The following is a 23293-nucleotide window of genomic DNA, read 5'->3' on the forward strand; positions in this document are numbered from 1 at the left end:
ATCAGGGCTGGATTTCGCCCCCGCAGCAGGCATAGCTTCGCACATGCAGCAAAAGGGGGCCGACATGGACCTGAAGGGCAAGACCGCCATCATCACCGGATCGAATTCCGGCATCGGCCTCGGCGTGGCCGAGGAACTGGCCAAGGCCGGTGCAACCGTCGTGATCAACAGCTTCACCGACCGGCCCGAGGATCACGCCCTCGCCGCCCGAATCGCCGCCGATCACGGCGTCGAGGCCCGCTACATCGCCGCCGACATGTCCAAGGCCGAAGACTGCCGCGCCCTGATCGCCAAGGCCGGGGGCTGCGACATCCTCGTGAACAATGCGGGCATCCAGCATGTCGCCCCGGTCGAGGACTTCCCGATCGACAAGTGGAACCAGATCATCGCGATCAACCTTTCTTCCGCCTTCCACACCATCGCCGCCGCCCTGCCGGGCATGCGCGCCAAGGGGTGGGGCCGGATCATCGACATCGCCTCTGCCCATGGCCTCACGGCCAGCCCCTACAAAAGCGCCTATGTCGCGTCCAAACATGCCGTGGTCGGCCTGACCAAGACCGTCGCGCTGGAAACGGCGGGGCAGGGGATCACCTGCAATGCCATCTGCCCCGGCTATGTCCTCACCCCGCTGGTCGAGGCGCAGATCCCCGATCAGATGAAGGTCCACAACATGGACCGCGACACCGTCATCCGCGAGGTGATGCTCCTGCGCCAACCCTCGCGCCAATTCGCCACGACCGAACAGATCGGCGGCACGGTGCTCTATCTCTGCTCGCCCTATGCCGATCAGGTGACCGGCACCACGATCAGCGTGGATGGCGGATGGACGGCGCTATGACCCAAAAATCTTCGAAGATTTTTGCAAATTTCTTCGAAGAAATTTGGCGCCGCCATCCCGGGTGGCGCGCATGATCCGCCTCAACCTCGCGCTTCAGGGCGGGGGCGCCCATGGCGCCTTCACCTGGGGTGTCCTCGACCGTTTGCTGGAGGATGAGGGTCTCGACATCGCCGCCCTCTCCGGCACCTCTGCCGGGGCGCTCAACGCGGCGGCGCTCAAGGCCGGCATGATCACGGGCGGCAGGCAAGGCGCCAAAGACAGCCTCGCCGCGCTCTGGGCGCAGGTCGCCAATGTCGGCGATTTCCGCATGGCCCGCTGGATGCAACCCTTCTGGTCCGCCTCCCGCCTGATGTCCGAGGCGGTGGAGAACGCCTTCCCCGTCTCGCCGCAGGGCATCGCCGCACAGGTCTGGTCCCCCTATGGCTGGGGTCCGTTCTGGGAAAACCCGCTCGAACCCGTCGTCCGCCGCCTCGATTTCAGCCATGTCTGCCGCACGGAGGGCCCGCGCCTCTTCATCGGCGCGACCAATGTCCGCACGGGCCGCATCCGCATCTTCGAAGGCGACGACCTCACGCCCGAGGCGCTTCTCGCCTCCGCCTGCCTGCCGACCGTCTTTCAGGCCGTCACCATCGAAGGCGAAACCTATTGGGACGGCGGCTATTCCGGCAACCCGGCGCTCTTCCCGCTCTATGCGCCCGACCTGCCCGACGACATCGTCATCGTCTCGATCAATCCCTGGCTGCGCGACGCGGTGCCGATGTCCCCGCTCGACATCCAGAACCGCATCAACGAAATCAGCTTCCACGCCGCCCTTCTGGGCGAACTGCGCGCCGTAAAATTCGTCAAGCGCCTGATCGCCGAAGGCCGCATGGACAAGGGCCGCATGAAGGACGTCCTCCTTCACCTCGTCGCCGATGACGCCACGATGACCGAGCTTTCCGCCACCTCGAAGCTCAGCCCGAACCCGGCGCTGATCGACCACCTCTTCACAGCCGGGCGCGACGCCTGCCACAGCTTCCTTGCCACCCATCGCGGCGATCTCGGCCATCGCGCCAGCCTCGACCTCGGCGCGCTCTTCGGCTGACCTATTTGGAAATCAGCGGTTCCTTCTGCGCCGGATAGACCAGCCCGCCCGAAACCACCAGCTTGGCCGCCTCGTCCGGCTTCATCTCCAGAAGGATCACCGACTCGCGCGGCACATAGATCAGCACGCCCGAGGTCAGCGGCGTCAGCGCGACGAAAACCGCGATCATGTCGCCGGGCAGCTTCGCCGCTATCTCTCCCTTGGGTGACGAGGCGACAAGGCCCACCGCCCAGGCGCCGGGTCGGGGAAACTCCAGCAGACAGGTCCGGTCAAAGGTCTTTTCCTTCTGCGCAAAGACCGTCTCGGTGATCTGCTTCAACCCGCCATAGACCGACCGCACCACAGGCACCCGGTCCACCAGAAGTTCGGCCTGACCCATCAGCGTCCGGCCCAGAAAGCCCCGCGCCATCCAGCCGATCAGCACCGTGAAGACGAGGAAAACCGCCACCCCCACGCCGCGCAGCGGGAAATTCACCTCCGGCCCGAACAGGCGCTGCATCAGCGCCTCGGGCTGATAGGCCGCCGGGATCAGGGGCAGGATCCACCCGTCCAGCCAGCCCACGACCGACCAGATCAGCCACAGGGTCAACCCTGTGGGCAAGACGACGACCAGCCCTGTCAGAAAACTCGCCCGCAGCGCGCCAAGAAGGCTGCGCCGCGGCGGTGTTGCTTCGCTCATTGCCCCGGTTCCCTTTTTCCCGCCAATCTAGGAACAGCGACGGGCCCGCACAACCCGAACCTTCACACGCCGCGCGCCATGGCCCCCGCAATCGCCGCCGCAAGGCGCGCATTGTTCAGAACAAGGGCGATATTCGCCTCAAGCGACCGCCCGCCCGTCAGTTCGAAGATGCGCTGCAACAGGAAGGGCGTCACGGCCTTGGCCGCGATCCCCCGCGCCGCGGCCTCGGCCAGCGCCGTCTCCACCACCGGCATGATCTCGGCCCGCGGGATCTCCGCCGCTGCGGGAATCGGATTGGCCACAAGCTGCCCCCCCGGCAGACCCAGCGCCGCCCGCATCCGTGCCGCCGCCGCGATCTCCTCGGCCCGGTCCATCCGGAGTGGTGCCTTCAGGCCCGAGTCGCGCGACCAGAAGGCGGGAAACGGGTCCTGCCCGAAGGCGATCACCGGCACCCCCGCCGTCTCCAGCCATTCCAGCGTCTTCGGCAGGTCCAGAATGGCCTTCGCCCCCGCCGCCACCACCGTCACCGCCGTCTGCGCCAGTTCCGGCAGATCGGCGGAAATGTCGAAACTCGTCTCCGCGCCGCGATGCACACCACCGATCCCCCCCGTGGCAAAGACGGCAATCCCCGCCAGCCGCGCGCAGATCATCGTTGCAGCCACCGTCGTCGCCCCCGTGCCACCCGTTGCAAGACAGGCTGCAAGATCCGCCCGCGACAGCTTCGCCACCCCCTTCGCCTGACCCAGCGCGTCAAGTTCCGCCTCGGTCAGCCCGACATGGATACGCCCCGCCATCACCGCCATGGTGGCCGGCACAGCGCCATGGGCGCGCACCTCGGCCTCCACCCGCCGCGCCGTCTCCACATTCTGTGGCCAGGGCATCCCATGCGTGATGATCGTCGATTCCAGCGCCACCACCGGCGCCCCATCCTTCAGCGCCCGCGCCACCTCCGGCGCAAAGATCAGACCGTCCATCTCATTCCCCGTTATGCAGGTCGCGGGCAATCGCCGGACCGCAGCGATAATCGCTGAACATCACCCGAAACCGCGCCCGCTCCGGCGAACAGGCCATGATCCCCACCTTGGCAGGCAGCCCCGCCGGCATATAGCCCAGCCGTGCGAGCCACCAGCCGCCCTCGGGCCGCGCCACGTCCACACGCACCGCATCGCCATGCCGCGACAGCCGCAGCCGGACGGTGGCAGGGTCAAAGGGCAGGGGCATCGTCGCCCAGTCCGACCGCAGATTGGTCACCACGGTCGAAAACACCGGCACCCCGTCATTCACCTCCACCCCGCATTTGATCCAGTGCTGGTCCGACAGCAGCATCATCAGCCCCGCCTGATCATAAAGCGCGCGATATTTCCCCGCGATGGTCACCTCCGCGGTGAAATCACCCTGCACCGATTCCCACAGGAAATGCCCATTGTGGCGGATGAACCCGTAAAAGGTCTCGCGCCAGAAATCCGTCCGCTCGCCGGTCACCACCTCGATCCCGCCCGGAGTTTCGGTCGCCTCCTCGGGCGGGTTCAGCCATGTCATGCGGGAAAAGCGGCTCATGCCGGGGCCTCCCCGCTCACATAGACCGCCGCCGCCCGGATCGCCGATGCCAGCGCCGTGGCGCGATCCGCACCGCGCCGCTCTGCCACCACATGCGCCGCCATGAAGGTGTCGCCCGCGCCGGTGACCCGCGTCACCATCACCTGCGGCGGATGATCGACAATCACGCCCATGCCCTTCGTCCCCTCCGCGCAGGCACGCCCGCCATCCGTCACCAGAACCCGCGCCGCGCCGCGCGCCAGCAGGCCTTCGGCTGCGGCCCCCGCGCTCTCGTAGGGCTCATGCCCGATCAGCCGCGCCTCCTCCAGATTGACGTAAAGCACCGCCCGCCCATGCGCCATGAGGGGAAGCAACCGCTCCGCCTTGCCGGGGCTCGCTGGCGCAACCCGCAGATCAGCGGCGGCAAACAGGGCCGAGGTCGCGATTTCCGCCAGAAGATGCACCGTCAGATTGCCGTCCAGCGCGATCATCCCGCCCCAGGGCGCGGCCTCCGTGCCAAGGGTGCCATCGGCCAAGGGCCGCAGGATCTTCTCCCCCGCCGCCTCGAGCGAATGCGCATCGGCAATCGCCGCGATCAACCCGTTCGCCCCCTCGACAGCCATATACTGATCCGTCGGCAGGTCCTCTGACCGATAGGCAAAGCGGGTCTCCACCCCCAGCCGGCCGCAGGCCGCCACGAGTTCCTCCCCCGCCGCATCCCGCCCGATGGAGGTCAGCACCGCAGGCCGCAGCCCGAAGCGCGCGAGTGTCATGGCGATGTTCATCGCCACGCCCCCCGGCAGCCGCGTGATCCGCCCCGGCACATCCGACCCCTGCCGCATGGCAAGCGACGACCGCCCGATGATGTCCCACAGGACCGAACCAATGCAGAGTATGTCGGGATGCGCGCTCATGCCGCCATCTAGGCGCGAAGGGCAGGGGCTTTCAACCCGTGCCGCCACGGCCCGCCGCCGCGCCTCCCATCCCCCCCAAATTTCTTCGAAGAAATTTGCAAAAATCTTCGAAGATTTTTGGTCTCCGTCCGCCAATCCGGCCCGGAAATCCCCAACAACGCTTGCATCCCACGGCGAAACCCCCTAAAGGCACGCGCACTTCACAGGCTTCGCTTGGGCCTGGCGGGGAGAAATCCCGTCATGTCCGCCGGTTGCCCCGACAGGGGTAAGACAGCGATGCCAAGGGCTAAACCGGAAAGGAATAGGACATGGCTCTTCCCGAGTTCTCCATGCGTCAGCTTCTTGAAGCTGGCGTTCACTACGGCCACCAGACCGCACGCTGGAACCCCAAGATGGGCCAGTACATCTATGGTGACCGCAACGGCATCCATATCATCGACCTGACCCAGACCGTTCCCATGCTGGAACAGGCGCTGAAGGTCGTGCGCGACACCGTCGCCAAGAACGGCCGCATCCTCTTCGTCGGCACCAAGCGTCAGGCCCAGAAGCCGATCGCCGAAGCCGCCGAAAAATGCGCCCAGTTCTACATGAACCACCGCTGGCTCGGTGGCACGCTGACCAACTGGAAGACCGTCTCGCAGTCGATCCAGCGCCTGAAGCAGATCGACGAGCTGATGGCCAACGGCGCCGAAGGCCTGACCAAGAAAGAACGTCTGAATATGGAGCGCGAGCAGGCCAAGCTTCAGGCCTCGCTTGGCGGCATCCGTGAAATGGGCGGCACCCCGGACCTGATCTTCATCATCGACGTGGGCAAGGAAGACCTCGCCATCCTCGAGGCGCAGAAGCTCGGCATCCCGGTCGTGGCCGTGGTCGATACCAACTGCTCGCCCAAGGGCGTGGATTACGTGATCCCCGGCAATGACGACGCCGCCCGCGCCATCGCGCTCTATTGCGACCTCGTCGCCCGCGCAGCGCTCGACGGCATGTCGGCCCAGCTCGGCGCCGCCGGCATCGACCTCGGCGCGCTGGAAACCGCGCCCGAGGAAGAAGCCATCGCCGAGGCCTGATCCTCTGTCACGCGGCATTTACCCGGCAGGGATACCTGCCGGGTCACTCTCGAATTTCAGGAGTCTGACATGACGATCACCGCAAGCATGGTGAAGGAACTGCGCGATTCGACCGGCGCGGGGATGATGGACGCCAAGAAGGCGCTCACCGAAACCAACGGCGACATGGAAGCCGCCGTTGACTGGCTGCGCACCAAGGGCCTCGCCAAGGCCGCCAAGAAGGCCGATCGCGTCGCCGCGGAAGGCCTGGTCGGCGTCGCCGTGACGACGGGCAAGGGCGTCGCGGTCGAAATCAACTCGGAAACCGACTTCGTCGCCAAGAACGAGGATTTCCAGGCCCTGGTCCGTGACGTCGCCAACGTCGCCCTGACCGTGGGCGAGTCGGTCGAAGTGGTGAAAGCCGCCGCGCTGAACGGCAAGACCGTCGATACCGTGATCCAGGAAGCCATCGCCCGCATCGGCGAAAACATGACCTTCCGCCGCCTGCATGTCCTGGAAGGCGATACCGTCGTCTCCTACGTCCATAACGCGGCAACCGCGGGCATGGGCAAGATCGGCGTGCTGGTCGCGCTGAAGGGCGATGCCGCCAAGGCCGAAGAGATCGGGCGCCAGTTCGCGATGCATATCGCGGCCACCAACCCGCTCTCGCTCTCCGAAGCGACCCTCGACCCGTCGGTGGTGGAGCGTGAACTGGCCGTGCAGACGGCCAAGGCACTGGAAGAGAACGCCTCCTCCGCCAAGCCGAAGCCCGAACAGGTGATCCACAACAACATCATCCCGGGCCGGATGAAGAAGTTCCTCTCCGAGAACACCCTTCTCGGCCAGGCCTTCGTCATCAACCCCGACCTGACGGTCGAACAGGCCGCCAAGGAAGCCGGCGTTGAAATCACCGGCTATGCCCGTGTCGCCGTCGGCGAAGGCATCGAAAAGAAGCAGGAAGATTTCGCCGCCGAAGTCGCCAAGGCGCTTCAGGGCTGATCCTATCCCATCGCCATGCAAAGGCCCGTCCCGCAGGGGGCGGGCCTTTTGCCTGGCCGCCGCCCGCCATCCCTGCACAGCATCGTCCATGAAAAAACGGTGCAGCCTCGCGGCTGCACCGTGTCACGTCGCGCCATGCCTTGGGGATTAGGCAGAGGGCACGCTTACTGGGGGTCGTCCGGGCGGCGGGAAATTTCCGCCCTCGCGACAGACAGTCCCCTTTCCCTGGGGAGGGGGGGTGACCAACCCCCCGGATGCGGTGACAATCACGCCGATCACCCGGAAGGCCTGTCCCGGCAGGCCACCACTCATGGCCATGTCTGCCGGAACATATCACGATATCACCACTTTACCCTGCGTCAGGCCAGTCAGGGATTCCCTACCTAGCGGCGGCCACCGGGGGCAGCGGCGGCGCGACCTCCTCCTTCTGGAAGATCATGTTCAGCAGCGCCGCCTTCGCCACCGCCTGCGCCGTCGTCTCCACATCCAGCGCCTCGCGCGCCAGCCGCAGATGCTTTTCCACCATCGCGGGCGAGACATTCATCAACAGCGCCACATCCTGCGTCGTCTTGCCATCCGCCACCCATTCCAGCGCCTCGCGCTGCCGCTGGGTCAGCGGGCGGCGACGATTCGCCCCCGGCATGTTCACGATCTTCAGATGCATCATGTTGGCCACGGCAAGGATCTCTTCCCGCTTCGCCGCCCAGACCTGCTCCACCGCCGCATGGTCCATCCCCGGATCGGCGATCATCCCCAGCGCGCCCTTGGCCCGTGTCGATGTCTCGGGAAAGCTCACCGTGATCCCGGCCGTGATCCCCATGGCAAGGTTCTGCTTCACCGCCGCCACCTCGTCGGGGCTCAGCTCGCCCCGCGCCATCGCCTCGCCGACCCAGGCCCAGGTGCAGGACCCGGCATTCTGCTGCGCCCAGCGAAAAACCGGTGTCCGCGCATAAAGCCCGCCCGAGAAATAGCGCCGCGCATAATCCGCATCGCCCGTGGTCAGAAAGACCGCATCCTCGGGGTTCCCGATCGTCTTGTCGTTCAAAAAGCGCGTATAGCCGTAATTGACCCGGCCAAAGCCGAGCCCCGCGAAATAGCCGGTTGCCGTCTGCCAAACCGGCCCGACAGCCACCGCCTCGGCAATCCGCGCCAAAAGCGGAAGTACCTCGCTCACCTTACCATCCCCTCGCCGCGCCATCCCCAGAACCGCGCGGGTTGTTCTTGCCCCCGTTCCTGTCTAACCACGCAACCGCGCCCCTGTCAAAGACCGAGGCGCCGAGTCGCAAAGGGGCAGGGGGCCGGCATGCAGGCGGATGTGGTCGTCATCGGCGGGGGCGTCATGGGGGCTTCCGTCGCCTTCTGGCTGACCCGGATGCAGCCCGGCCTTGCCGTCCTCGTCGTGGAACGTGACCCGACCTATGCCCGCTCCTCCACCGCCCTCGCCGCCGCTGGCATCCGGCAGCAATTCACCAATCCGGTGAATGTCGAACTCTCCCGTTTCGGGATCCGCTTCATCAAGGAGTTCCAGACCCATCTGGGGCAGGATGTCGGCATCCCCGATCTCGGCCTGCGCGAGAACGGCTATCTCTTCCTCGCCTCCACCCCCGATGGCATGGCCACCCTGACCGAGGTCGCCGCCATGCAGCGCGCCCATGGTGCCGCCACCGAACTCTGGACCCCGGCCCAGACCGCCGCGCGCTATCCCTGGCTCAACACAACCGATCTCGTCGGTGCCAGTTTCGGCCCGCGCGACGAGGGCTTCTTCGACAATATGGGTCTGCTCAACGGCTTCCGCGCCGCCGCCCGCGCGCAGGGCGCGCGCTTCCTGACGGATGAGGTGACGGGGATCACCACATCCGCCGGCCGCGTGACCGGCGTCACGCTGGGGCAGGGGGGGCATATCCCCTGCGCCGCTGCCGTCAATGCCGCCGGTCCCCGCGCCGCGCAGATCATGCGGATGGCCGGGCTCGACATCGCCATCGAACCCCGCAAGCGCACCGTCTTCGTGATCGACGCGCCCAATGCCCGCCACCCGGACGCGCCCCTGATGATCGACCGCGACTACTGGATCCGCCCCGAACACCGCCAGTGGATCACCGCCACCGTGCCCGCAGAAGACGGACCCTGCGACCCCGAGGATTTCGACCCCGACCTGCATCTCTGGGATGATGTGATCTGGCCCGCGCTCTGGCACCGCGCGCCCGGCTTCGACGCGGTCAAGGTCATCCGCCACTGGACCGGCCATTACGAATACAACGTGCTGGATCAGAACGCCGTCCTCGGCCCGCATCCCGAGATGGCCAACCTGCATCTGATCAACGGCTTCTCCGGCCACGGCCTGCAACAGGCCCCGGCAGCGGGCCGGGGGGTGGCTGAACACATCCTGACAGGTGGCTGGCAAAGCCTTGATCTGTCAGACCTTTCCGTCACCCGGATGCTGGAGGGTCGGCCCTTCGCCGAACGCGCCATCGTCTAGGGCAGGGCGCTTAGACCGCCGCTTCCGCCGCCGCCCGGATCGCCCGGATATTCGCCCCATAGGGGGCCGGATCGCTCACCGATCCCCCCTTGAACACCGCCGATCCCGCAACCAGCACATCCGCGCCTGCTGCCGCGACCAGCGGCGCCGTTTCCACGGTCACGCCGCCGTCGATCTCGATATGGATCGGCCTGTCACCGATGATGGCACGCAAGGAACGCACCTTATCCACTTGGGAATGAATGAATTTCTGCCCGCCGAACCCGGGATTGACCGTCATCACGCAGACCAGGTCCACCATGTCCAGAAGATGCGTCACCGCGTCGATCCCCGTCCCGGGGTTCAGCGCCAGACCCGCCTTTTTCCCAGTATTCCGAATGGCTTGCAGCGTGCGGTGAATATGCGGCCCGGCTTCCAGATGCGCGGTGATCACATCCGCGCCCGCCGCCGCATAGGCGTCGATAAACGGGTCCACCGGCGCGATCATCAGATGCACATCCATCACGCCCTTGATATGCGGCCGGATCGCCGCACAAGTCGCAGGCCCGAAGGTCAGGTTCGGCACGAAATGCCCGTCCATCACATCCACATGCACCCAATCCGCGCCTTGCGCTTCGATGGCCCGGCACTCGGCCCCGAAATTCGCGAAATCCGCCGACAGGATCGACGGTGCAATCTTGATCGCGCGCGAAAACTCCATGACCGTGCTCCAATGCGAAAAGGGCTCGCGGGCCTTCTAGCGCAAGGCTTCGTATCATGCCAGCGCGTTACCGCCATATCCGGTATATGACATAATATTGATTATACGATATTCGCATCTAGCCGGAACCACCGCAAAACCGAACCACTCCAGCGACAAAAGCCCCTCACCCGTCCTCGGCTTTGACTCTGCCCAGATGCATCTGGATGAAGGCTTCGACCATCACTGTGTCATTCCGCATAAGCAGCTCGATATCGCGCCGCTCCATGCTCCCCACGGGAAATGCCTCTGCCAAGCGTCCGATATCCTGCGCAATCTGCCGCAACAACTCCGCGCGGATTTCCACCTTGGGCATGTCCACCTCCCGCACAGGCCCCTCGGCCTCGATCATTGCAGGAGAAGCAGACCACGCCTCGCCGCCGCCAGCAACAGCCAGCAACGTGCATCAGGATTACACGGGAAACTGGCGCACCCGACAGGATTCGAACCTGTGACCTCTGCCTTCGGAGGGCAGCACTCTATCCAGCTGAGCTACGGGTGCGCGCTTGGGCCTGCCTTACCGAAACCGCGCGGCACATGCAACCGCAATCCCGCGCGGCTCAGCCGTTGAACAGCTCGTTCGCCAGTTCCAGCGCCGACACCAGCGCATCCACTTCCTCGACGGTGTTATAGAGGCCAAAAGAGGCCCGGCAGGTCGCACCCACGCCCATATGTTCCATCAACGGCATGGCGCAATGCGTCCCTGCCCGCACCGCCACGCCCCGCTTGTCGAGGATGGTGGATATGTCATGGGCATGCGCCGCCCCGGCCATGGTGAAGGAGAAGATCGCCCCCTTCGTGTCGGAATTTCCCTGCACGTTCAGCCAGTTCAACCCCGCCAGCCGCGCCCGCGCATAGTCCCGAAGGCTGCGCTCATGGGCGGCGATATTCGCCATCCCCAGCCCCATCATGAACTCCAGCGCCACGCCCAGCCCGATCTGCGACACGATCGACGGCGTCCCCGCCTCGAACTTCATCGGCGGATCATTATACGTCACCGCATCGCGCCCGACCTCGCGGATCATGTCCCCGCCCCCGAGGAAGGGCCGCATCTCCTCCATCCGCTCCCGCCGGATGAAGATCGCACCAGAACCGCTTGGCCCGTAAAGCTTATGCCCCGTCACCGCATAGAAGTCACAGCCGATGGCCCGCACATCCACCGGCATATGCACCGCCGCCTGCGACCCGTCCACCAGCACCGGCACGCCCTTCTCACGCGCCCCCGCGCAGATCGCCGCCACATCCACCACTGTCCCCAGGACATTGGACATATGCGTCACCGCCACCAGCTTCGTCCGCGGCCCGATCGCATCAATCACGGCTTGCGGGTCAAGGTCGCCCTTCGCGTCGCACTCCACCCATTTCAGCACCACCCCCTGCCGTTCGCGCAGGAAGTGCCAGGGCACTATATTGGCGTGATGCTCCATGATCGACAGCACGATCTCGTCCCCCGCCTGCAACCGGGGCGCGGCCCAGCCGTAAGAGACAAGATTGATCCCCTCCGTCGTGCCGGAATTGAAGACGATCTCCTCGGGATCGGCATTCAGGAACCGTCCCACGATGCCTCGCACCGCCTCGTACTTCTCGGTCGCTAGGTTCGAAAGGTAATGCAAGCCCCGGTGAACATTGGCATATTCCATCGAATAGGCCTGCGTCACCGCCTCGATCACCGCGCGCGGCTTCTGCGCGCTGGCGCCATTGTCCAGATAGACCAGCGGCTTGCCGTTCACCTGCCGCGACAGGATCGGGAATTCCGCCCGCACCGCATGCACGTCATAGCTCACAGCCCCACCCCCAGCGACATCATCACGATGCTCAGGGCGATGACCGTCGCCGCAAAGGTCAGGATCACCCCCAGAAACACCAGACCCAGCGACCGGAAGCCATGCATCTCGGCCACGAAATTCACCAGCAGCCACAGGAACAGCAGCACCCCGCCGATCTCGATCACCGGCACCAGCATGGGCAGCACCAGCACCAGCAGGATCTGCACCCCGACCAGCAGCAGTTGCAGGAATTGCAGCCAGGCGATCAGAAGGATCGCATCGGCAAACTCGCCCTTGCCGCCGCGCCACCGCCCCACGCTATGCGCAAGGCCGGCCGTGATCATCATCCCCACCGTCACCATGCCCGCCCAGACCAGCGGCCCCACGGGTTCCAGCACCTGCCCGTCCGGCCCGATGACCGGCGGCAGGACCATCGTCAGAACCTGCATCAGCAGCGCCGACAGCGTCGCCATCAGGAGAAGCGCCGACCACCGCCCCGCCATCGGCAACGGCAGCCGCATCACCGCCGCGGCCGCCGCACGCGGCTGCGTCAGGGTCAGCCGTACCAGGGCGGCCAGATTCGCAAAGGTCAGGGTCATGCCCGCTCCGCCTCGATCGTCATGCTGATCCACAGGTACAGGAAACCCGCCAGGACCAGAAGACCCACAACCGTCGCAGCCGGGCCCGCCCCGATGAACCCGCCAACCAGCCCGTTCAACAGAACCAGCGGCGACAGCACCATCAGCGCCCAGAACAGCGCCAGCCGCGCCCCGTACCACGTCCCCTTGCCGCCAAAGGCCCGCGCCACCAGATGCGCCACCGCCGCCAGCGCATACATGAACAAGGGCGCGATGAAGACCCATCCCATCAGCGCCCCGCCCATCCGCGCATCCAGCGGCACTTCGGGGTTCAGAAAGGCCTCGCGCGACAGGCGCGGCCATTGCGCCACGAAGAACAGAAGGCAGGCACCCATCAGAACGGCCAGGGCGCGATCCTCGCGCACCCCCTGCCCCAGCTTCTGCCGGATCAGGCCGCGCGGATTGCGCCAGCCCGTCACGATATCCAGCGTCACCGCCATCAGTGTTCGTGGCGCGCCAGCCACCCCTCCAGCCGCGACCGGATATCCTCCGCAATCGCCTCATCCTCGATCTCGGCAATCGCCTCGGCAAGGAAGGCCAGCACCAGAAGGGATTGCGCCACCCGCTCCGGCACGCCGCGCGACCGCAGGTAGAACAGCGCCACCTCGTCAATGGCCCCGCTGGTGGACCCGTGGCTGCACTTCACGTCATCGGCATAGATTTCCAGCTCGGGCTTGGCCAGGAACTGGCTGTCCTCGTCCAGCAGCAGCGATTGGGAAATCTGATAGCCATCCGTCTTCTGCGCGCCGGGCTTCACCAGGATCTTGCCCTGGAACACGCCCACGGCCCCGTTCTTCAAGACCTTCTTGAACACCTGGCGGCTTTCGCAGCGTTCCGCCGCGTGGGTCACGAAGACCGTGTCGTCATGGTGAAAGGCCCCGTCACCCACGGCGGCACCGGCGACATGGGCCACCGCCTCATCCCCCGCCAGTTCGATCACCGCCTCATTGCGCGTCAAGACGCCATTCGCGGTCAGGGTGAATGACTTGAACAGGGCCCCTGCCCCCAGCCGCGCGAAGATATGCGTGACCGCCCGGCGTTCATGATCGCGCCCCTGCGCGCGGACATGGTGGAACCGGCCCCCTTCGGCCACCTCCACCTCCATCACCTTGGAAAACCGCGCCGCCGCCGGGCCGTTTTCCAGAATGGTGATCTCGGCCCCGGATTCGACCTTCACGCAATGATGCAGGATCGCATCCGAAACCTCTGATTCATGGTGATAAATCAGAGAGACAGGCTTCGCCGCCTGTCCCGTCACCCGGATCAGCACGCCATCCGTGGCAAAGGCCGAATTCAGCGCCGCCAGGGGCCGCTGCACCGGCACCTGCCCCCGCGCCTCCAGCACGCCGTAAACCTCGCGCGCCCAATGGATATCGGCCCCGCCCGCACGGGACAGACGCTCGATCTCCACCCCCGCCAGCTTCAGGTCATCCGACGCCGCTGCATCGAAAACCCCGTCACGGAAGACGATCTTGACCCTGTCAATCGCATCGAAGACCGGGCTTTCATCCGTCGCGGCAAAGACCGTGGCCGGCGGAGCCTCCACCACCGTCAGACTCGACGGGTCGGTATAGCGCCAATATTCATCCCGCTTCGCGGGCAGGCCCATCGCCGACAGCCGCGCCAGCGCCTCGGCTCGCGCCACGCCCAGCCACCCCTCACGCGCGAAGGTCAGCCCCGCGATCCGCGCGGCAAGCGCGTCCTGCTTTGCCTGCGGCAAGGCCATCACTGCACCTCCGCCAGAATATCGGCATAGCCGTTGTTCTCCACCTCCAGCGCCAGGTCCGGCCCGCCCGTCTTGATGATCCGGCCATTGGCCATGATATGCACCACATCCGGGCGGATATGGTCCAGCAGCCGCTGATAATGGGTGATCACAAGGAAGGCCCGCCCTTCATCGCGCAGCGCGTTCACTCCGTCCGACACCAGCTTCATCGCATCCACATCGAGGCCGGAGTCCGTCTCGTCCAGGATGCACATCTTCGGCTCCAGCATCGCCATTTGCAGGATCTCGTTGCGCTTCTTCTCGCCGCCCGAAAAGCCCACATTCACCGGCCGCTTCAACATCTCCGCGTCGATCTTGAGCTTCTTCGCCTTCTCGCGCACGACCTTCAGGAAATCGCCCGCCGACATCTCCTCCTCGCCGCGCGCCTTTCGCTGCGCATTCACCGCGGTCCGCAGAAAGGTCATGTTGCCCACACCCGGAATCTCCACCGGATACTGGAAGGCCAGGAACAGCCCCGCCGCCGCCCGCTCCTCGGGTTCCATCTCCAGCAGTTCCTCGCCTTCCAGCGTGGCGCTGCCTTCCGTCACCTCATAGCCCTCACGGCCGGCCAGCACATAGGACAGCGTCGATTTCCCCGATCCGTTCGGCCCCATGATGGCATGCACCTCGCCGGCCTTCACCGTCAGGTCCACACCCTTGAGGATCTGCTTGTCCTCTTCCTCAAGTTTCACATGCAGGTTCTTGATCTCAAGCATCGCAGGCCCCGTTCCAAATGCCGAAGGGGGCCGCCGCCACGCGACGCCCCCGGTTAAGCTCATGCCGCCGCGGCGGCCCCTGTCGGTAAACGGGCGCGCCGCCCGTCAGAAAAGATTGGTCCCCGCCATCAGAGCAACGACCCCCGTCGCGCAGCAGGTGACCAGCGTCACAAAGATCGGCCCCAGCCGCGACTTCTTGCGCTTCTTCAGAAAGGCCCCCGGCGGCAAAGCCAGCGCCTCCTCGTTGCCCACGAACAAGGTGCGGTTCGTGTTCAACCCGCCCGCCTGGATGCGGGCGATGCGATTTGCGAAATCCGCCTTGGGATCGAAGTTCATCGTACGGTCGAGAGGCATGGACATCACCAGAGAAGATTGCACATGCCATGCAACCTGACCGGGAACCATGTCCTGAGTTGGAAAAGATCATGGCATTCGGATGCATTTCCGATGTCCGCCCGTCAGCCAAGCCGTACGGCCGTGCCGCTGGCCGACACCATCAGCATCTGCCCGATGACCTCGTAATCCAGATCGACGCCAACCACCGCATTGGCCCCCTTGGCCCGCGCCGCCTCCTGCATCTCGCTCAGCGCCGTCTCGCGCGCATCGGCGAGCTTCGCCTCATAGGCGCCCGACCGGCCCCCGATGATGTCGGTGATCCCGGCAAACAGGTCGCGCACGATATTCGCGCCCATGATCGCCTCGCCCGTCACGATGCCCAGGTATTCCGCGATCTGATAGCCCTCCACCGAAGGCGTCGTCGTCACGATCATCGGTTTCGCCCCCCACATCTCAGCCAACGGACCCTTCCAGCGAAATCGCCACCAGGCTCTGCGCTTCCAGCGCGAATTCCATCGGCAGCGCCTGAAGCACTTCCTTGCAGAACCCGTTCACCACCAGGGCAACCGCCTCTTCCTCGTCCATCCCCCGCGACCGGCAATAGAAAAGCTGATCCTCGTCCACCTTGGACGTGGTCGCCTCATGCTCCACGCGCGAGGAATTGTTCTTCACCTCGATGTAGGGCACCGTATGCGCCCCGCATTTGTCGCCGATCAGCAGGCTGTCGCATTGCGTGTAGTTGCGCGAATTCGTGGCCTTCGGATGCATGGACACCAGCCCCCGATAGGTGTTCTGCGCCCGCCCCGCCGAAATCCCCTTCGACACGATCCGCGACTTCGTGTTCTTCCCAAGATGCACCATCTTGGTGCCGGTATCCGCCTGCTGGGCATTGTTGGCGATGGCGATGGAATAGAACTCGCCCTGGCTGTCATCGCCCCGCAGGATGCAGGACGGATATTTCCATGTGATCGCCGACCCGGTTTCGACTTGCGTCCACATTACCTTGGACCGCGCGCCCCGGCAGTCGGCCCGCTTGGTGACAAAGTTGTAGATGCCGCCCCGGCCCTCTTCATCCCCCGGATACCAGTTCTGCACCGTGGAATATTTCACCTCGGCATCGTCGAGGATGACAATCTCCACCACCGCCGCATGAAGCTGGTGGGTGTCCCGCTTCGGCGCTGTGCAGCCCTCAAGATAGCTCACATAGCTGCCCTTTTCCGCGATGATCAGGGTCCGCTCGAACTGCCCCGTGTTTTCCGCATTGATGCGGAAATAGGTGCTCAACTCCATCGGGCAGCGCACGCCCTCGGGGATATAGACAAAGGACCCGTCCGAAAACACCGCGCTGTTCAGCGTTGCAAAGAAGTTGTCCGATTGCGGCACGACCGAACCGAGGTATTTCTTCACCAGTTCCGGATGCTCGCGCACCGCCTCGCTGATGGAACAGAAGATCACCCCCGCCTTGGCCAGTTCCGCCTTGAACGTCGTGCCCACGGACACGGAATCAAACACCGCATCCACCGCCACGCGCCGCTCGCCCTCCGGCGCCTCAACCCCGGCCAGCAGCGCCTGTTCCTTCAGCGGAATGCCCAGCTTGGCATAGGTCGCCAAAAGCTTCGGGTCCACCTCCTCAAGGCTCTTGGGCTTCACCGCCATGCTCTTCGGCTTGGCATAGTAATACTGGTCCTGATAGTCGATCTCCGGGTAATGCAGCATCGCCCAGCGGGGCTCTTCCATCTTCACCCAGCGCCGATAGGCCGCCAGACGCCAGTCCAGCATCCAGTCGGGTTCACCGTTCTTTTCGGAAATCAGCCGGACGATCTCCTCCGACAGGCCCTTCGGCGCATATTCCGTCTCGATCTCGGTTTCCCAGCCGTATTTGTATTTCCCGGCCATCGCCTGCACGGTCTCGATCGTCTCCCGATCGACGCCATCCCGGATGGCAGCTTCCTTCAGCGCGGCTTCGGTCATCGTCCCAATCTCCACGGCAGGGGCCAAGGCCCCGATCCTTCCAAACTCACGCGGCCCGGCTCAGGGCCTTGCGATACTGCGCGCACCAGACATCGGCAAAGCGCAGCACCTCTTCCTTCGTCACCCCCGGCCCCAGCGACACACGGATCGCCTGCGCCGCCTGCGCCTCATCGAACCCCATCGCCAGCAGCACCCGGCTCGGCCGCACCTTTCCGCTGGAACAGGCCGAACCCGCCGAAATGGCAAAACCGGCAAGGTCCATCGCCATCACCTGCGTCTCGCCCTTCCAGCCCGGCGCGATCAGGCACAGCGTGTTGGGAAGACGCGGCACATCATTCCCGACGGAAATAGTATTGTTTGCCGCAGAGGACAATCCGCTTTCTAGAATATTTCTAAGTTCCGCGACCTCGTCCCAGACGCCATTGGCCAGGTCGCGCTGCGCCGCCTCGGCCGCAGCCCCAATCCCGGCGATGCCGATGATGTTCTCCGTCCCGGCCCGCCGCCCCATCTCCTGCCCACCCCCGGTCAGCACGGGGCTCACCTCCACCCCGTCCTTCACGATCAGCGCGCCAATGCCCTTCGGCCCGCCAAACTTGTGCGCCGAAACCACGGCCATCTCCGCCCCGCTCCAGGCAAAGGAGAAAGGCACCTTCCCCACCGCCTGCACGATATCGAGCATCAGGGGCGCGCCATCCTCCCGCGCGGGCGGCTCGGCAATCACCCCCGTCTCGTTATTTGCATAGCCCCAGCCGAGGGCGCGGCTGCCCTCGCCATCCCGCCGCTGCGACCAGAGGCAATCATGCGCCGTGGGGTCCACCTCCACCCGCGCCACCGGCAACCGGCCCAGCACCGCCGCCGCCTCCGTCGCCCCGCTGGTAAAGATCACCTCGGCCGGCTTGCACCCCACCGCCGCCGCCACCTGCGCCCGCGCCCGCTCCACCAGCGCCCGCGCCGCCCGCCCCTCGGCATGAACCGAAGACGGGTTCCCCACCAAATCCATCGCCGCGACCATGGCCGCCCGCGCCTCGTCCCGCAAAGGCGCCGTCGCGTTCCAATCCAGATAGACGCGCGACTTCACCGCCCCACCCCGTCACGCATCCTCATCCACCACCCGGAACAGCGCCGGCACCGCCGGACAGGGCGTCATCTGGTTGCGGATCACATCCGACAGCCGGGTCTGGTGCAGGAACACATAGACATGCGCGCTCAACCCCTCCCACAGCCGGTTGGTCAGGCTCTGCGCCTTGGTCCCCGACAGCCCGCCCGACACGCCCGCCCCGGTATGCAGCGCATCGACCGTCTCCTCCACCGCCTCCAGCACATCCGACACGCGGATCGCATCGGGGCTCTTGGCAAGCCGATAGCCGCCCCCCGGGCCCCGCACCGCCTCCACCAGCCCCGCCCGGCGCAGCTTCACGAACAACTGCTCCAGATAGGGCAGGCTGATATCCTGCCGCTTCGCCACCTCGGCCAGCGACACCAGGTCATCGCCCTTGGCCAGCGCCAGATCGGCCAGCGCCACCATCGCATAGCGTCCCTTGGTCGAGAGTTTCATGGCAGCACACCTTCCAAAATCATTGACGCGGGGTTTACGGCCCATTACCTCCAGACCGACCCCGAACCGCGCCCTCCGGGCAGCGTTTGGAATGGTTCTAAATTGTCCGAGCGAAGCCGTCAACAATCGCTCAAGGAAAGACAGGCGCGACACGCATGCCCGAAGTGATTTTCGCAGGCCCCGAAGGCCGTCTCGAAGGCCGCTACCACCCCCAGAAAGACCGTGACGCCCCGATCGCCATCGTCCTTCATCCGCATCCGCAATATGGCGGCACGATGAACAACAAGGTGGTCTACAACCTCCATTACGCCTTCTACAATCTGGGCTTCACCGTCCTGCGCTTCAACTTCCGCGGCGTGGGCCGCTCGCAGGGCGAATATGATCAGGGCATCGGCGAACTTTCCGATGCCGCCTCCGCGCTCGACTACCTCCAGTCGATGAACCAGAACGCGAAACATTGCTGGGTCGCGGGCTTCTCCTTCGGCGCCTGGATCGGGATGCAGCTTCTGATGCGCCGCCCCGAAATCACCGGCTTCATCTCCGTCGCCCCGCCCGCGAACCTCTACGACTTCTCCTTCCTCGCCCCCTGCCCCTCCTCCGGTCTCATCATCAACGGCTCGGCCGATCGCGTCGCGCCGCCCAAGGACACCAAGCAACTGGTCGGCAAGCTGCACGAACAGAAGGGCATCACCATCACCCACAAGGAAATCGAGGGCGCCGATCACTTCTTCAAGGACGAAGAGGCGCATATGAAACCCATGATCGACACGGTCACCGACTATGTCCGCCGCCGCCTGACGGAAGGGTCGCGCTGATGGGCATCCTTCAGGACCTCACCGAAAAGCTCGCCAAGGATGTGGTCGAGGCGATGGATGAAACCGGTGACGACCGCCTGCATGAAAAGGTGGGCAAGATCCTGCTGGATTCCTCCCCCACCACGCAAGAGGCCTATATGACCGCCATCCGCGTGATCCTGGCCGAACGCAAGGGGCGCAAGTTCCTTGAACAGACGCTGAAGGCCAAGCGCGAGGGTGGCACAGCCCCCGCCGCCCCCCTCGGCGGCGATGGCGGGCACTGACCGCAGGCGATGCATCAAGACGACCGCCTCGCCGCCCAATTCGCCTTCCTGAACGAAGCCGACCGCCTGAAATCCGTCCTGCGCGCCACCACGCTCTGCGATGGCTCCCGCCCCGAAAACTCGGGCGAACATTCCTGGCACCTCGCCCTCTACGCGCTCACCCTCGCCGATCAGGCCGAACCGGGGGTGGACATCAACCGCGTCATCCGGATGCTCCTCCTGCATGATCTGGTGGAGATTGACGTGGGCGACGTTCCGATCCATTCCGCCAATGGCGCCGCCCATGCCTCGACCGAAACGCAAGCGGCGGAACAGCGCGCCGCCGACCGCATCTTCGGCCTCCTCCCCCCCGATCTCGCGGCTGAGTTCCGCGCCCTCTGGGATGAATTCGAGGCCGCCGAAACCCCCGATGCCCGCTTCGCCAAATCGCTCGACCGCGTGCAACCGGTCATGGCCAATCTGCAATCCGGCGGCGGGACATGGATCACCTACAATGTCACGCTAGACCAGCTCGACAGCCGCGTCGGGGCCAAGATCGCCCGGGGCGCACCCCGCCTCTGGGCCTGGGTCCGCGAAAAGGTCCGCCCCTTCTTCGCCTGACCCCGCGCTATTCCGCCTCCGTCCAGTCCTGCGGCATCACCGGCGGGTCCAGCCGGGGCGCAAAGGGGCGCAGCGGCACCGGCCGATAGTCGAACCGCTTCCACCGCTCCTTCGCCACCGCATTCACCGCTTGGATGCCACCCGGCGCGGCCCGGTCCACCGGGTTCCGCTCCATCAGCCGCGTCACCCAACTCTTGTGCCCCTCGTGATTGTCCAGCGGGTCGCCGATCCGCACCGCCGCCTGTGCCATCGCCATGAAATGCGGCGAAAAGCGCAAGCCCGCCTGTTCCGCCCCCTCCGCCACCCACAGCATCGCGGCATTGGACAGGCCCTTGATGGGGCCGCCACCCCCTACCCCGCCATGCGTGCCGGGAAACCATTCCTGCCGATAGGGCTGATCCCCGCCCGGGTCGCGCTCGTTCAGATCGGTCAGGTTCTCCCACAGGGTCGGCGGAAAGGTCCGCCGCCGCTCGTCAATCGCCACCGCATGACGCGCGGCCTTCACCATGCTGGACAGGCGCAGGTCATGGAACTGATAGCGCCCGTTGACCCATCCCGCGATCTTCAGATGGTTCGGCACACCCAGGGCCCCGACCGTGTCCCAGACCCCCAGATAATCCACCTCCAGAAGCGGCACCTCCCCGCCCCGCACCAAACGCTCTGTCGGACTGGTTGCCCAGCCCGGCGAATAGGCCATGCGGAAGGTCAGCGATTCCGGCGCATCGGGATGCGACGATGCCTTGCGCTTGCGATACAGCGCCATCGCATCCTCCACCCGCGTCAGATCCCCCTCCGGCGGCAACCCGCTGTTGCGCAGCAGCCCGGCCAGCGACCGCGCCGTATAGGCCCCGCGCGAAAAGCCGAACAGGAACAGCCGGTCGCCATGCCGGTATTCCCGCACCACCGCCTCATAGGCTTCGCGCAGCTTGCGGTTCAGGCCCCAGCCAAAGGCCCCCCCGCCCAGCCTGTAAATCGCGGAATCGATATGACCCGCCTTCTCCCGCCCCGTCCCCACGCCCGGAATATAGACGGCCCGCTGCACCACGCCCCCCGCCGTTTCAGGCAGCACCGCATCATGCAGCAATTCCACATTCGTCGGATTGGTCCCATCCGCGCTGTTCCACGTCCCGTCGCAGAAAATCGCCACGTTCTTCATCACGCACCCCGTCACCGCCTCCCCCCTGACGATCAACCCAAGGGAGAGTTCCGTCAAGTCCGCGACATTTCGGTATGCCGTTGCATACAAATCTTTCCAAAGCCCGCGTTTTGCTCTATGGACGGCCCCAGACGAATCCATTTCCGAAAGGGCCAAGGGCATGACCAAGATCAAGGTGGCGAACCCCGTCGTCGAACTCGACGGCGACGAGATGACCCGGATCATCTGGGACTTCATCAAGAAAAAGCTGATCCTGCCCTATCTCGACATCGACCTGAAATATTACGACCTCGGGATCGAGGAACGCGACCGCACCAATGACCAGATCACCATCGACTCCGCGCTGGCGATCAAGGAACACGGCGTGGGCGTGAAATGCGCCACCATCACCCCCGATGAACAGCGGGTGGAGGAATTCGGTCTGAAACAGATGTGGAAATCCCCCAACGGGACGATCCGCAACATCCTCGGCGGCGTGATCTTCCGCGAACCGATCATCTGCAAGAACGTCCCCCGCCTCGTCCCCGGCTGGACCCAGCCCATCGTTGTCGGCCGCCACGCCTTCGGCGACCAGTATCGCGCCACCGATTTCCGCTTCCCCGGCAAGGGCAAGCTGACGCTGAAATTCGTCGGCGAAGACGGCGAGGTGATCGAACGTGAGGTGTTCAACGCCCCCGGCGCCGGCGTCGTCATGGGGATGTATAACCTTGACGAGTCGATCATCGACTTCGCCCGCTCTTCGCTGAACTACGGTCTGATGAAGGGCTGGCCCGTCTATCTCTCCACCAAGAACACGATCCTCAAGGCCTATGACGGCCGCTTCAAGGACCTCTTCGCCAAGGTCTATGCCGAGGAATTCGAGGACAAGTTCAAGGCGGCAGGCATCCATTACGAACACCGCCTGATCGACGACATGGTGGCCTCCGCGCTGAAATGGTCGGGCGGCTATGTCTGGGCCTGCAAGAACTACGATGGCGATGTGCAGTCCGATACCGTGGCGCAGGGCTTCGGCTCGCTGGGCCTGATGACCTCCGTCCTGATGACCCCCGATGGCAAGATCGTGGAGGCCGAGGCCGCCCATGGCACCGTCACCCGCCACTACCGCGAACATCAGAAGGGCAAGCAGACCTCGACCAACTCCATCGCCTCCATCTTCGCCTGGACCGGCGGCCTCAAGCACCGCGCCAAGCTCGACGGGAACGAGGCGCTGCTGAAATTCGCCACCACGCTGGAACGCGTCACGGTGCAGACTGTCGAAGACGGCTGGATGACGAAGGACCTCGCCCTCCTGGTCGGCCCGGATCAGAAATGGCTCACCACCATGGGCTATCTGGAAAAGGTGGACGAATATCTGAACAAGGCGCTGGCGGGTTAAGCCACCGCCCGCTCTGTGGCCACAGA

General features: G+C 65.1%; 27 protein-coding genes and 1 tRNA gene. 9 read left to right on the forward strand and 19 right to left on the reverse strand.

All coding sequences use genetic code 11. The features are described 5' to 3' along the window. The first annotated feature begins 64 nt into the window (after positions 1 to 64). Together C0V75_RS07515 and C0V75_RS07520 are read left to right on the forward strand one after the other, a co-directional pair. On the forward strand, positions 65 to 838 hold the full coding sequence (locus tag C0V75_RS07515; RefSeq protein ID WP_101920287.1) for a 3-hydroxybutyrate dehydrogenase: 774 nt from the start codon (positions 65 to 67) through the stop codon (positions 836 to 838). 70 nt (positions 839 to 908) lie between these two features. Continuing rightward, the gene (locus C0V75_RS07520; RefSeq protein ID WP_101920288.1) at positions 909 to 1922 is read left to right on the forward strand and encodes a patatin-like phospholipase family protein; all 1014 of its coding nucleotides are present in this window, start codon (positions 909 to 911) and stop codon (positions 1920 to 1922) included. A 1-nt stretch (position 1923) separates the two neighbouring features. Here C0V75_RS07520 and C0V75_RS07525 read toward each other — a convergent pair whose 3' ends face one another. The 4 genes from C0V75_RS07525 to C0V75_RS07540 all read right to left on the reverse strand — a co-directional run bounded on the left by C0V75_RS07525 (position 1924) and on the right by C0V75_RS07540 (position 5051). Further along, a complete protein-coding gene (locus C0V75_RS07525; RefSeq protein WP_101920289.1) occupies positions 1924 to 2601 on the reverse strand; it encodes a DUF502 domain-containing protein in 678 nt (225 codons plus the stop codon). Positions 2602 to 2663: 62 nt separating this feature from the next. Further along, entirely contained in the window at positions 2664 to 3575 is a 912-nt protein-coding gene (locus tag C0V75_RS07530) for a pseudouridine-5'-phosphate glycosidase (RefSeq protein ID WP_173861054.1), read from the reverse strand. Position 3576: 1 nt separating this feature from the next. Beyond that, positions 3577 to 4158 carry a DUF1349 domain-containing protein gene (locus tag C0V75_RS07535; RefSeq protein WP_216821425.1) on the reverse strand — a complete coding sequence of 194 codons (582 nt, stop codon included), beginning with the start codon at positions 4156 to 4158 and terminating at the stop codon, positions 3577 to 3579. Beyond that, positions 4155 to 5051, reverse strand: a complete 897-nt coding sequence (locus tag C0V75_RS07540; RefSeq protein WP_101920291.1) for a PfkB family carbohydrate kinase — start codon at positions 5049 to 5051, stop codon at positions 4155 to 4157. The genes C0V75_RS07535 and C0V75_RS07540 overlap by 4 nt, the downstream gene beginning before the upstream one ends. A gap of 308 nt (positions 5052 to 5359) precedes the next feature. Here C0V75_RS07540 and rpsB point away from each other — a divergent pair, with 308 nt between their 5' ends. Then, entirely contained in the window at positions 5360 to 6118 is a 759-nt protein-coding gene (gene rpsB / locus C0V75_RS07545) for a 30S ribosomal protein S2 (protein ID WP_101920292.1), read from the forward strand. Between the two features lie 69 nt (positions 6119 to 6187). Beyond that, positions 6188 to 7096, forward strand: a complete 909-nt coding sequence (gene tsf / locus C0V75_RS07550; RefSeq protein WP_101920293.1) for a translation elongation factor Ts — start codon at positions 6188 to 6190, stop codon at positions 7094 to 7096. Between the two features lie 379 nt (positions 7097 to 7475). Here the strand turns inward: tsf and C0V75_RS07555 are convergent, their stop codons facing one another. Continuing rightward, positions 7476 to 8270: a LuxR family transcriptional regulator gene (locus C0V75_RS07555; RefSeq protein ID WP_158241798.1), complete on the reverse strand. Its 795-nt coding sequence runs from the start codon at positions 8268 to 8270 to the stop codon at positions 7476 to 7478. A gap of 129 nt (positions 8271 to 8399) precedes the next feature. On the opposite strand from C0V75_RS07555, the gene C0V75_RS07560 reads away from it, so the two are divergent. After that, the gene (locus tag C0V75_RS07560; protein WP_101920295.1) at positions 8400 to 9572 is read left to right on the forward strand and encodes an FAD-binding oxidoreductase; all 1173 of its coding nucleotides are present in this window, start codon (positions 8400 to 8402) and stop codon (positions 9570 to 9572) included. Between the two features lie 10 nt (positions 9573 to 9582). On the opposite strand, the gene rpe is transcribed toward C0V75_RS07560, so the two are convergent. The 13 genes from rpe to C0V75_RS07625 form a co-directional block, all read right to left on the reverse strand. Continuing rightward, positions 9583 to 10272 carry a ribulose-phosphate 3-epimerase gene (gene rpe / locus C0V75_RS07565; RefSeq protein ID WP_101920296.1) on the reverse strand — a complete coding sequence of 230 codons (690 nt, stop codon included), beginning with the start codon at positions 10270 to 10272 and terminating at the stop codon, positions 9583 to 9585. Positions 10273 to 10438: 166 nt separating this feature from the next. Beyond that, positions 10439 to 10663 (reverse strand): hypothetical protein, encoded by a 225-nt coding sequence (locus C0V75_RS07570; protein WP_101920297.1) that lies wholly within the window; start codon positions 10661 to 10663, stop codon positions 10439 to 10441. Positions 10664 to 10736: 73 nt separating this feature from the next. Next, positions 10737 to 10813: transfer RNA gene (locus C0V75_RS07575), tRNA-Arg, on the reverse strand. A gap of 58 nt (positions 10814 to 10871) precedes the next feature. Further along, positions 10872 to 12095, reverse strand: a complete 1224-nt coding sequence (locus tag C0V75_RS07580; protein ID WP_101920298.1) for a cysteine desulfurase — start codon at positions 12093 to 12095, stop codon at positions 10872 to 10874. Continuing rightward, positions 12092 to 12676, reverse strand: a complete 585-nt coding sequence (locus C0V75_RS07585) for a Yip1 family protein (protein ID WP_101920299.1) — start codon at positions 12674 to 12676, stop codon at positions 12092 to 12094. Before C0V75_RS07585 ends, C0V75_RS07580 begins: the two co-directional genes overlap by 4 nt. Next, a complete protein-coding gene (locus tag C0V75_RS07590) occupies positions 12673 to 13155 on the reverse strand; it encodes a YIP1 family protein (RefSeq protein ID WP_101920300.1) in 483 nt (160 codons plus the stop codon). Before C0V75_RS07590 ends, C0V75_RS07585 begins: the two co-directional genes overlap by 4 nt. After that, positions 13155 to 14441, reverse strand: a complete 1287-nt coding sequence (sufD, locus tag C0V75_RS07595; protein WP_101920301.1) for a Fe-S cluster assembly protein SufD — start codon at positions 14439 to 14441, stop codon at positions 13155 to 13157. Before sufD ends, C0V75_RS07590 begins: the two co-directional genes overlap by 1 nt. Next, on the reverse strand, positions 14441 to 15196 hold the full coding sequence (gene sufC, locus C0V75_RS07600; protein ID WP_101920302.1) for a Fe-S cluster assembly ATPase SufC: 756 nt from the start codon (positions 15194 to 15196) through the stop codon (positions 14441 to 14443). Before sufC ends, sufD begins: the two co-directional genes overlap by 1 nt. A gap of 105 nt (positions 15197 to 15301) precedes the next feature. Then, positions 15302 to 15556: a hypothetical protein gene (locus C0V75_RS07605; protein WP_143710397.1), complete on the reverse strand. Its 255-nt coding sequence runs from the start codon at positions 15554 to 15556 to the stop codon at positions 15302 to 15304. Between the two features lie 98 nt (positions 15557 to 15654). Further along, complete coding sequence (locus C0V75_RS07610; RefSeq protein WP_101920750.1) at positions 15655 to 15966, reverse strand: YbjQ family protein; 312 nt, start codon at positions 15964 to 15966, stop codon at positions 15655 to 15657. A 19-nt stretch (positions 15967 to 15985) separates the two neighbouring features. Next, the gene (gene sufB, locus C0V75_RS07615) at positions 15986 to 17503 is read right to left on the reverse strand and encodes a Fe-S cluster assembly protein SufB (protein WP_101920751.1); all 1518 of its coding nucleotides are present in this window, start codon (positions 17501 to 17503) and stop codon (positions 15986 to 15988) included. Positions 17504 to 17549: 46 nt separating this feature from the next. Then, entirely contained in the window at positions 17550 to 18581 is a 1032-nt protein-coding gene (locus tag C0V75_RS07620) for a cysteine desulfurase family protein (protein ID WP_101920304.1), read from the reverse strand. A 12-nt stretch (positions 18582 to 18593) separates the two neighbouring features. Then, a complete protein-coding gene (locus C0V75_RS07625; RefSeq protein WP_101920305.1) occupies positions 18594 to 19058 on the reverse strand; it encodes an Rrf2 family transcriptional regulator in 465 nt (154 codons plus the stop codon). A 155-nt stretch (positions 19059 to 19213) separates the two neighbouring features. Here C0V75_RS07625 and C0V75_RS07630 point away from each other — a divergent pair, with 155 nt between their 5' ends. Genes C0V75_RS07630 through C0V75_RS07640 form a run of 3 tightly spaced genes read left to right on the forward strand, consistent with a single transcriptional unit; the run spans position 19214 to position 20736 of the window. Further along, the gene (locus C0V75_RS07630; protein ID WP_101920306.1) at positions 19214 to 19873 is read left to right on the forward strand and encodes an alpha/beta hydrolase; all 660 of its coding nucleotides are present in this window, start codon (positions 19214 to 19216) and stop codon (positions 19871 to 19873) included. Beyond that, positions 19873 to 20136: a hypothetical protein gene (locus C0V75_RS07635; protein WP_216821426.1), complete on the forward strand. Its 264-nt coding sequence runs from the start codon at positions 19873 to 19875 to the stop codon at positions 20134 to 20136. Before C0V75_RS07630 ends, C0V75_RS07635 begins: the two co-directional genes overlap by 1 nt. A gap of 9 nt (positions 20137 to 20145) precedes the next feature. Beyond that, entirely contained in the window at positions 20146 to 20736 is a 591-nt protein-coding gene (locus C0V75_RS07640) for an HD family hydrolase (RefSeq protein WP_101920307.1), read from the forward strand. A 7-nt stretch (positions 20737 to 20743) separates the two neighbouring features. Here C0V75_RS07640 and C0V75_RS07645 read toward each other — a convergent pair whose 3' ends face one another. After that, positions 20744 to 21949, reverse strand: a complete 1206-nt coding sequence (locus tag C0V75_RS07645; protein WP_158241800.1) for a DUF2235 domain-containing protein — start codon at positions 21947 to 21949, stop codon at positions 20744 to 20746. Between the two features lie 103 nt (positions 21950 to 22052). Between C0V75_RS07645 and C0V75_RS07650 the strand changes: the two genes are divergently transcribed. Continuing rightward, a complete protein-coding gene (locus C0V75_RS07650) occupies positions 22053 to 23267 on the forward strand; it encodes an NADP-dependent isocitrate dehydrogenase (RefSeq protein WP_101920308.1) in 1215 nt (404 codons plus the stop codon). Positions 23268 to 23293: the final 26 nt, after the last annotated feature.

This window comes from Tabrizicola sp. TH137 (assembly GCF_002855575.1).
GTDB lineage: Bacteria > Pseudomonadota > Alphaproteobacteria > Rhodobacterales > Rhodobacteraceae > Paragemmobacter.

What these genes read in the sequence shown, in the direction of transcription:
- sufC (WP_101920302.1), bottom strand. Translation starts at nt 15,196, where the DNA reads ATGCTTGAGATCAAGAACCTGCATGTGAAACTTGAGGAAGAGGACAAG.
- C0V75_RS07610 (WP_101920750.1), bottom strand. Translation starts at nt 15,966, where the DNA reads ATGATCGTGACGACGACGCCTTCGGTGGAGGGCTATCAGATCGCGGAA.
- C0V75_RS07590 (WP_101920300.1), bottom strand. Translation starts at nt 13,155, where the DNA reads ATGGCGGTGACGCTGGATATCGTGACGGGCTGGCGCAATCCGCGCGGC.
- C0V75_RS07585 (WP_101920299.1), bottom strand. Translation starts at nt 12,676, where the DNA reads ATGACCCTGACCTTTGCGAATCTGGCCGCCCTGGTACGGCTGACCCTG.
- C0V75_RS07515 (WP_101920287.1), top strand. Translation starts at nt 65, where the DNA reads ATGGACCTGAAGGGCAAGACCGCCATCATCACCGGATCGAATTCCGGC.
- C0V75_RS07560 (WP_101920295.1), top strand. Translation starts at nt 8,400, where the DNA reads ATGCAGGCGGATGTGGTCGTCATCGGCGGGGGCGTCATGGGGGCTTCC.
- C0V75_RS07625 (WP_101920305.1), bottom strand. Translation starts at nt 19,058, where the DNA reads ATGAAACTCTCGACCAAGGGACGCTATGCGATGGTGGCGCTGGCCGAT.
- rpsB (WP_101920292.1), top strand. Translation starts at nt 5,360, where the DNA reads ATGGCTCTTCCCGAGTTCTCCATGCGTCAGCTTCTTGAAGCTGGCGTT.
- C0V75_RS07630 (WP_101920306.1), top strand. Translation starts at nt 19,214, where the DNA reads ATGCCCGAAGTGATTTTCGCAGGCCCCGAAGGCCGTCTCGAAGGCCGC.
- C0V75_RS07540 (WP_101920291.1), bottom strand. Translation starts at nt 5,051, where the DNA reads ATGAGCGCGCATCCCGACATACTCTGCATTGGTTCGGTCCTGTGGGAC.
- sufD (WP_101920301.1), bottom strand. Translation starts at nt 14,441, where the DNA reads ATGGCCTTGCCGCAGGCAAAGCAGGACGCGCTTGCCGCGCGGATCGCG.
- C0V75_RS07520 (WP_101920288.1), top strand. Translation starts at nt 909, where the DNA reads ATGATCCGCCTCAACCTCGCGCTTCAGGGCGGGGGCGCCCATGGCGCC.
- C0V75_RS07535 (WP_216821425.1), bottom strand. Translation starts at nt 4,158, where the DNA reads ATGAGCCGCTTTTCCCGCATGACATGGCTGAACCCGCCCGAGGAGGCG.
- C0V75_RS07530 (WP_173861054.1), bottom strand. Translation starts at nt 3,575, where the DNA reads ATGGACGGTCTGATCTTTGCGCCGGAGGTGGCGCGGGCGCTGAAGGAT.
- C0V75_RS07640 (WP_101920307.1), top strand. Translation starts at nt 20,146, where the DNA reads ATGCATCAAGACGACCGCCTCGCCGCCCAATTCGCCTTCCTGAACGAA.
- sufB (WP_101920751.1), bottom strand. Translation starts at nt 17,503, where the DNA reads ATGACCGAAGCCGCGCTGAAGGAAGCTGCCATCCGGGATGGCGTCGAT.
- C0V75_RS07605 (WP_143710397.1), bottom strand. Translation starts at nt 15,556, where the DNA reads ATGTCCATGCCTCTCGACCGTACGATGAACTTCGATCCCAAGGCGGAT.
- rpe (WP_101920296.1), bottom strand. Translation starts at nt 10,272, where the DNA reads ATGGAGTTTTCGCGCGCGATCAAGATTGCACCGTCGATCCTGTCGGCG.
- C0V75_RS07650 (WP_101920308.1), top strand. Translation starts at nt 22,053, where the DNA reads ATGACCAAGATCAAGGTGGCGAACCCCGTCGTCGAACTCGACGGCGAC.
- C0V75_RS07635 (WP_216821426.1), top strand. Translation starts at nt 19,873, where the DNA reads ATGGGCATCCTTCAGGACCTCACCGAAAAGCTCGCCAAGGATGTGGTC.
- C0V75_RS07525 (WP_101920289.1), bottom strand. Translation starts at nt 2,601, where the DNA reads ATGAGCGAAGCAACACCGCCGCGGCGCAGCCTTCTTGGCGCGCTGCGG.
- tsf (WP_101920293.1), top strand. Translation starts at nt 6,188, where the DNA reads ATGACGATCACCGCAAGCATGGTGAAGGAACTGCGCGATTCGACCGGC.
- C0V75_RS07570 (WP_101920297.1), bottom strand. Translation starts at nt 10,663, where the DNA reads ATGATCGAGGCCGAGGGGCCTGTGCGGGAGGTGGACATGCCCAAGGTG.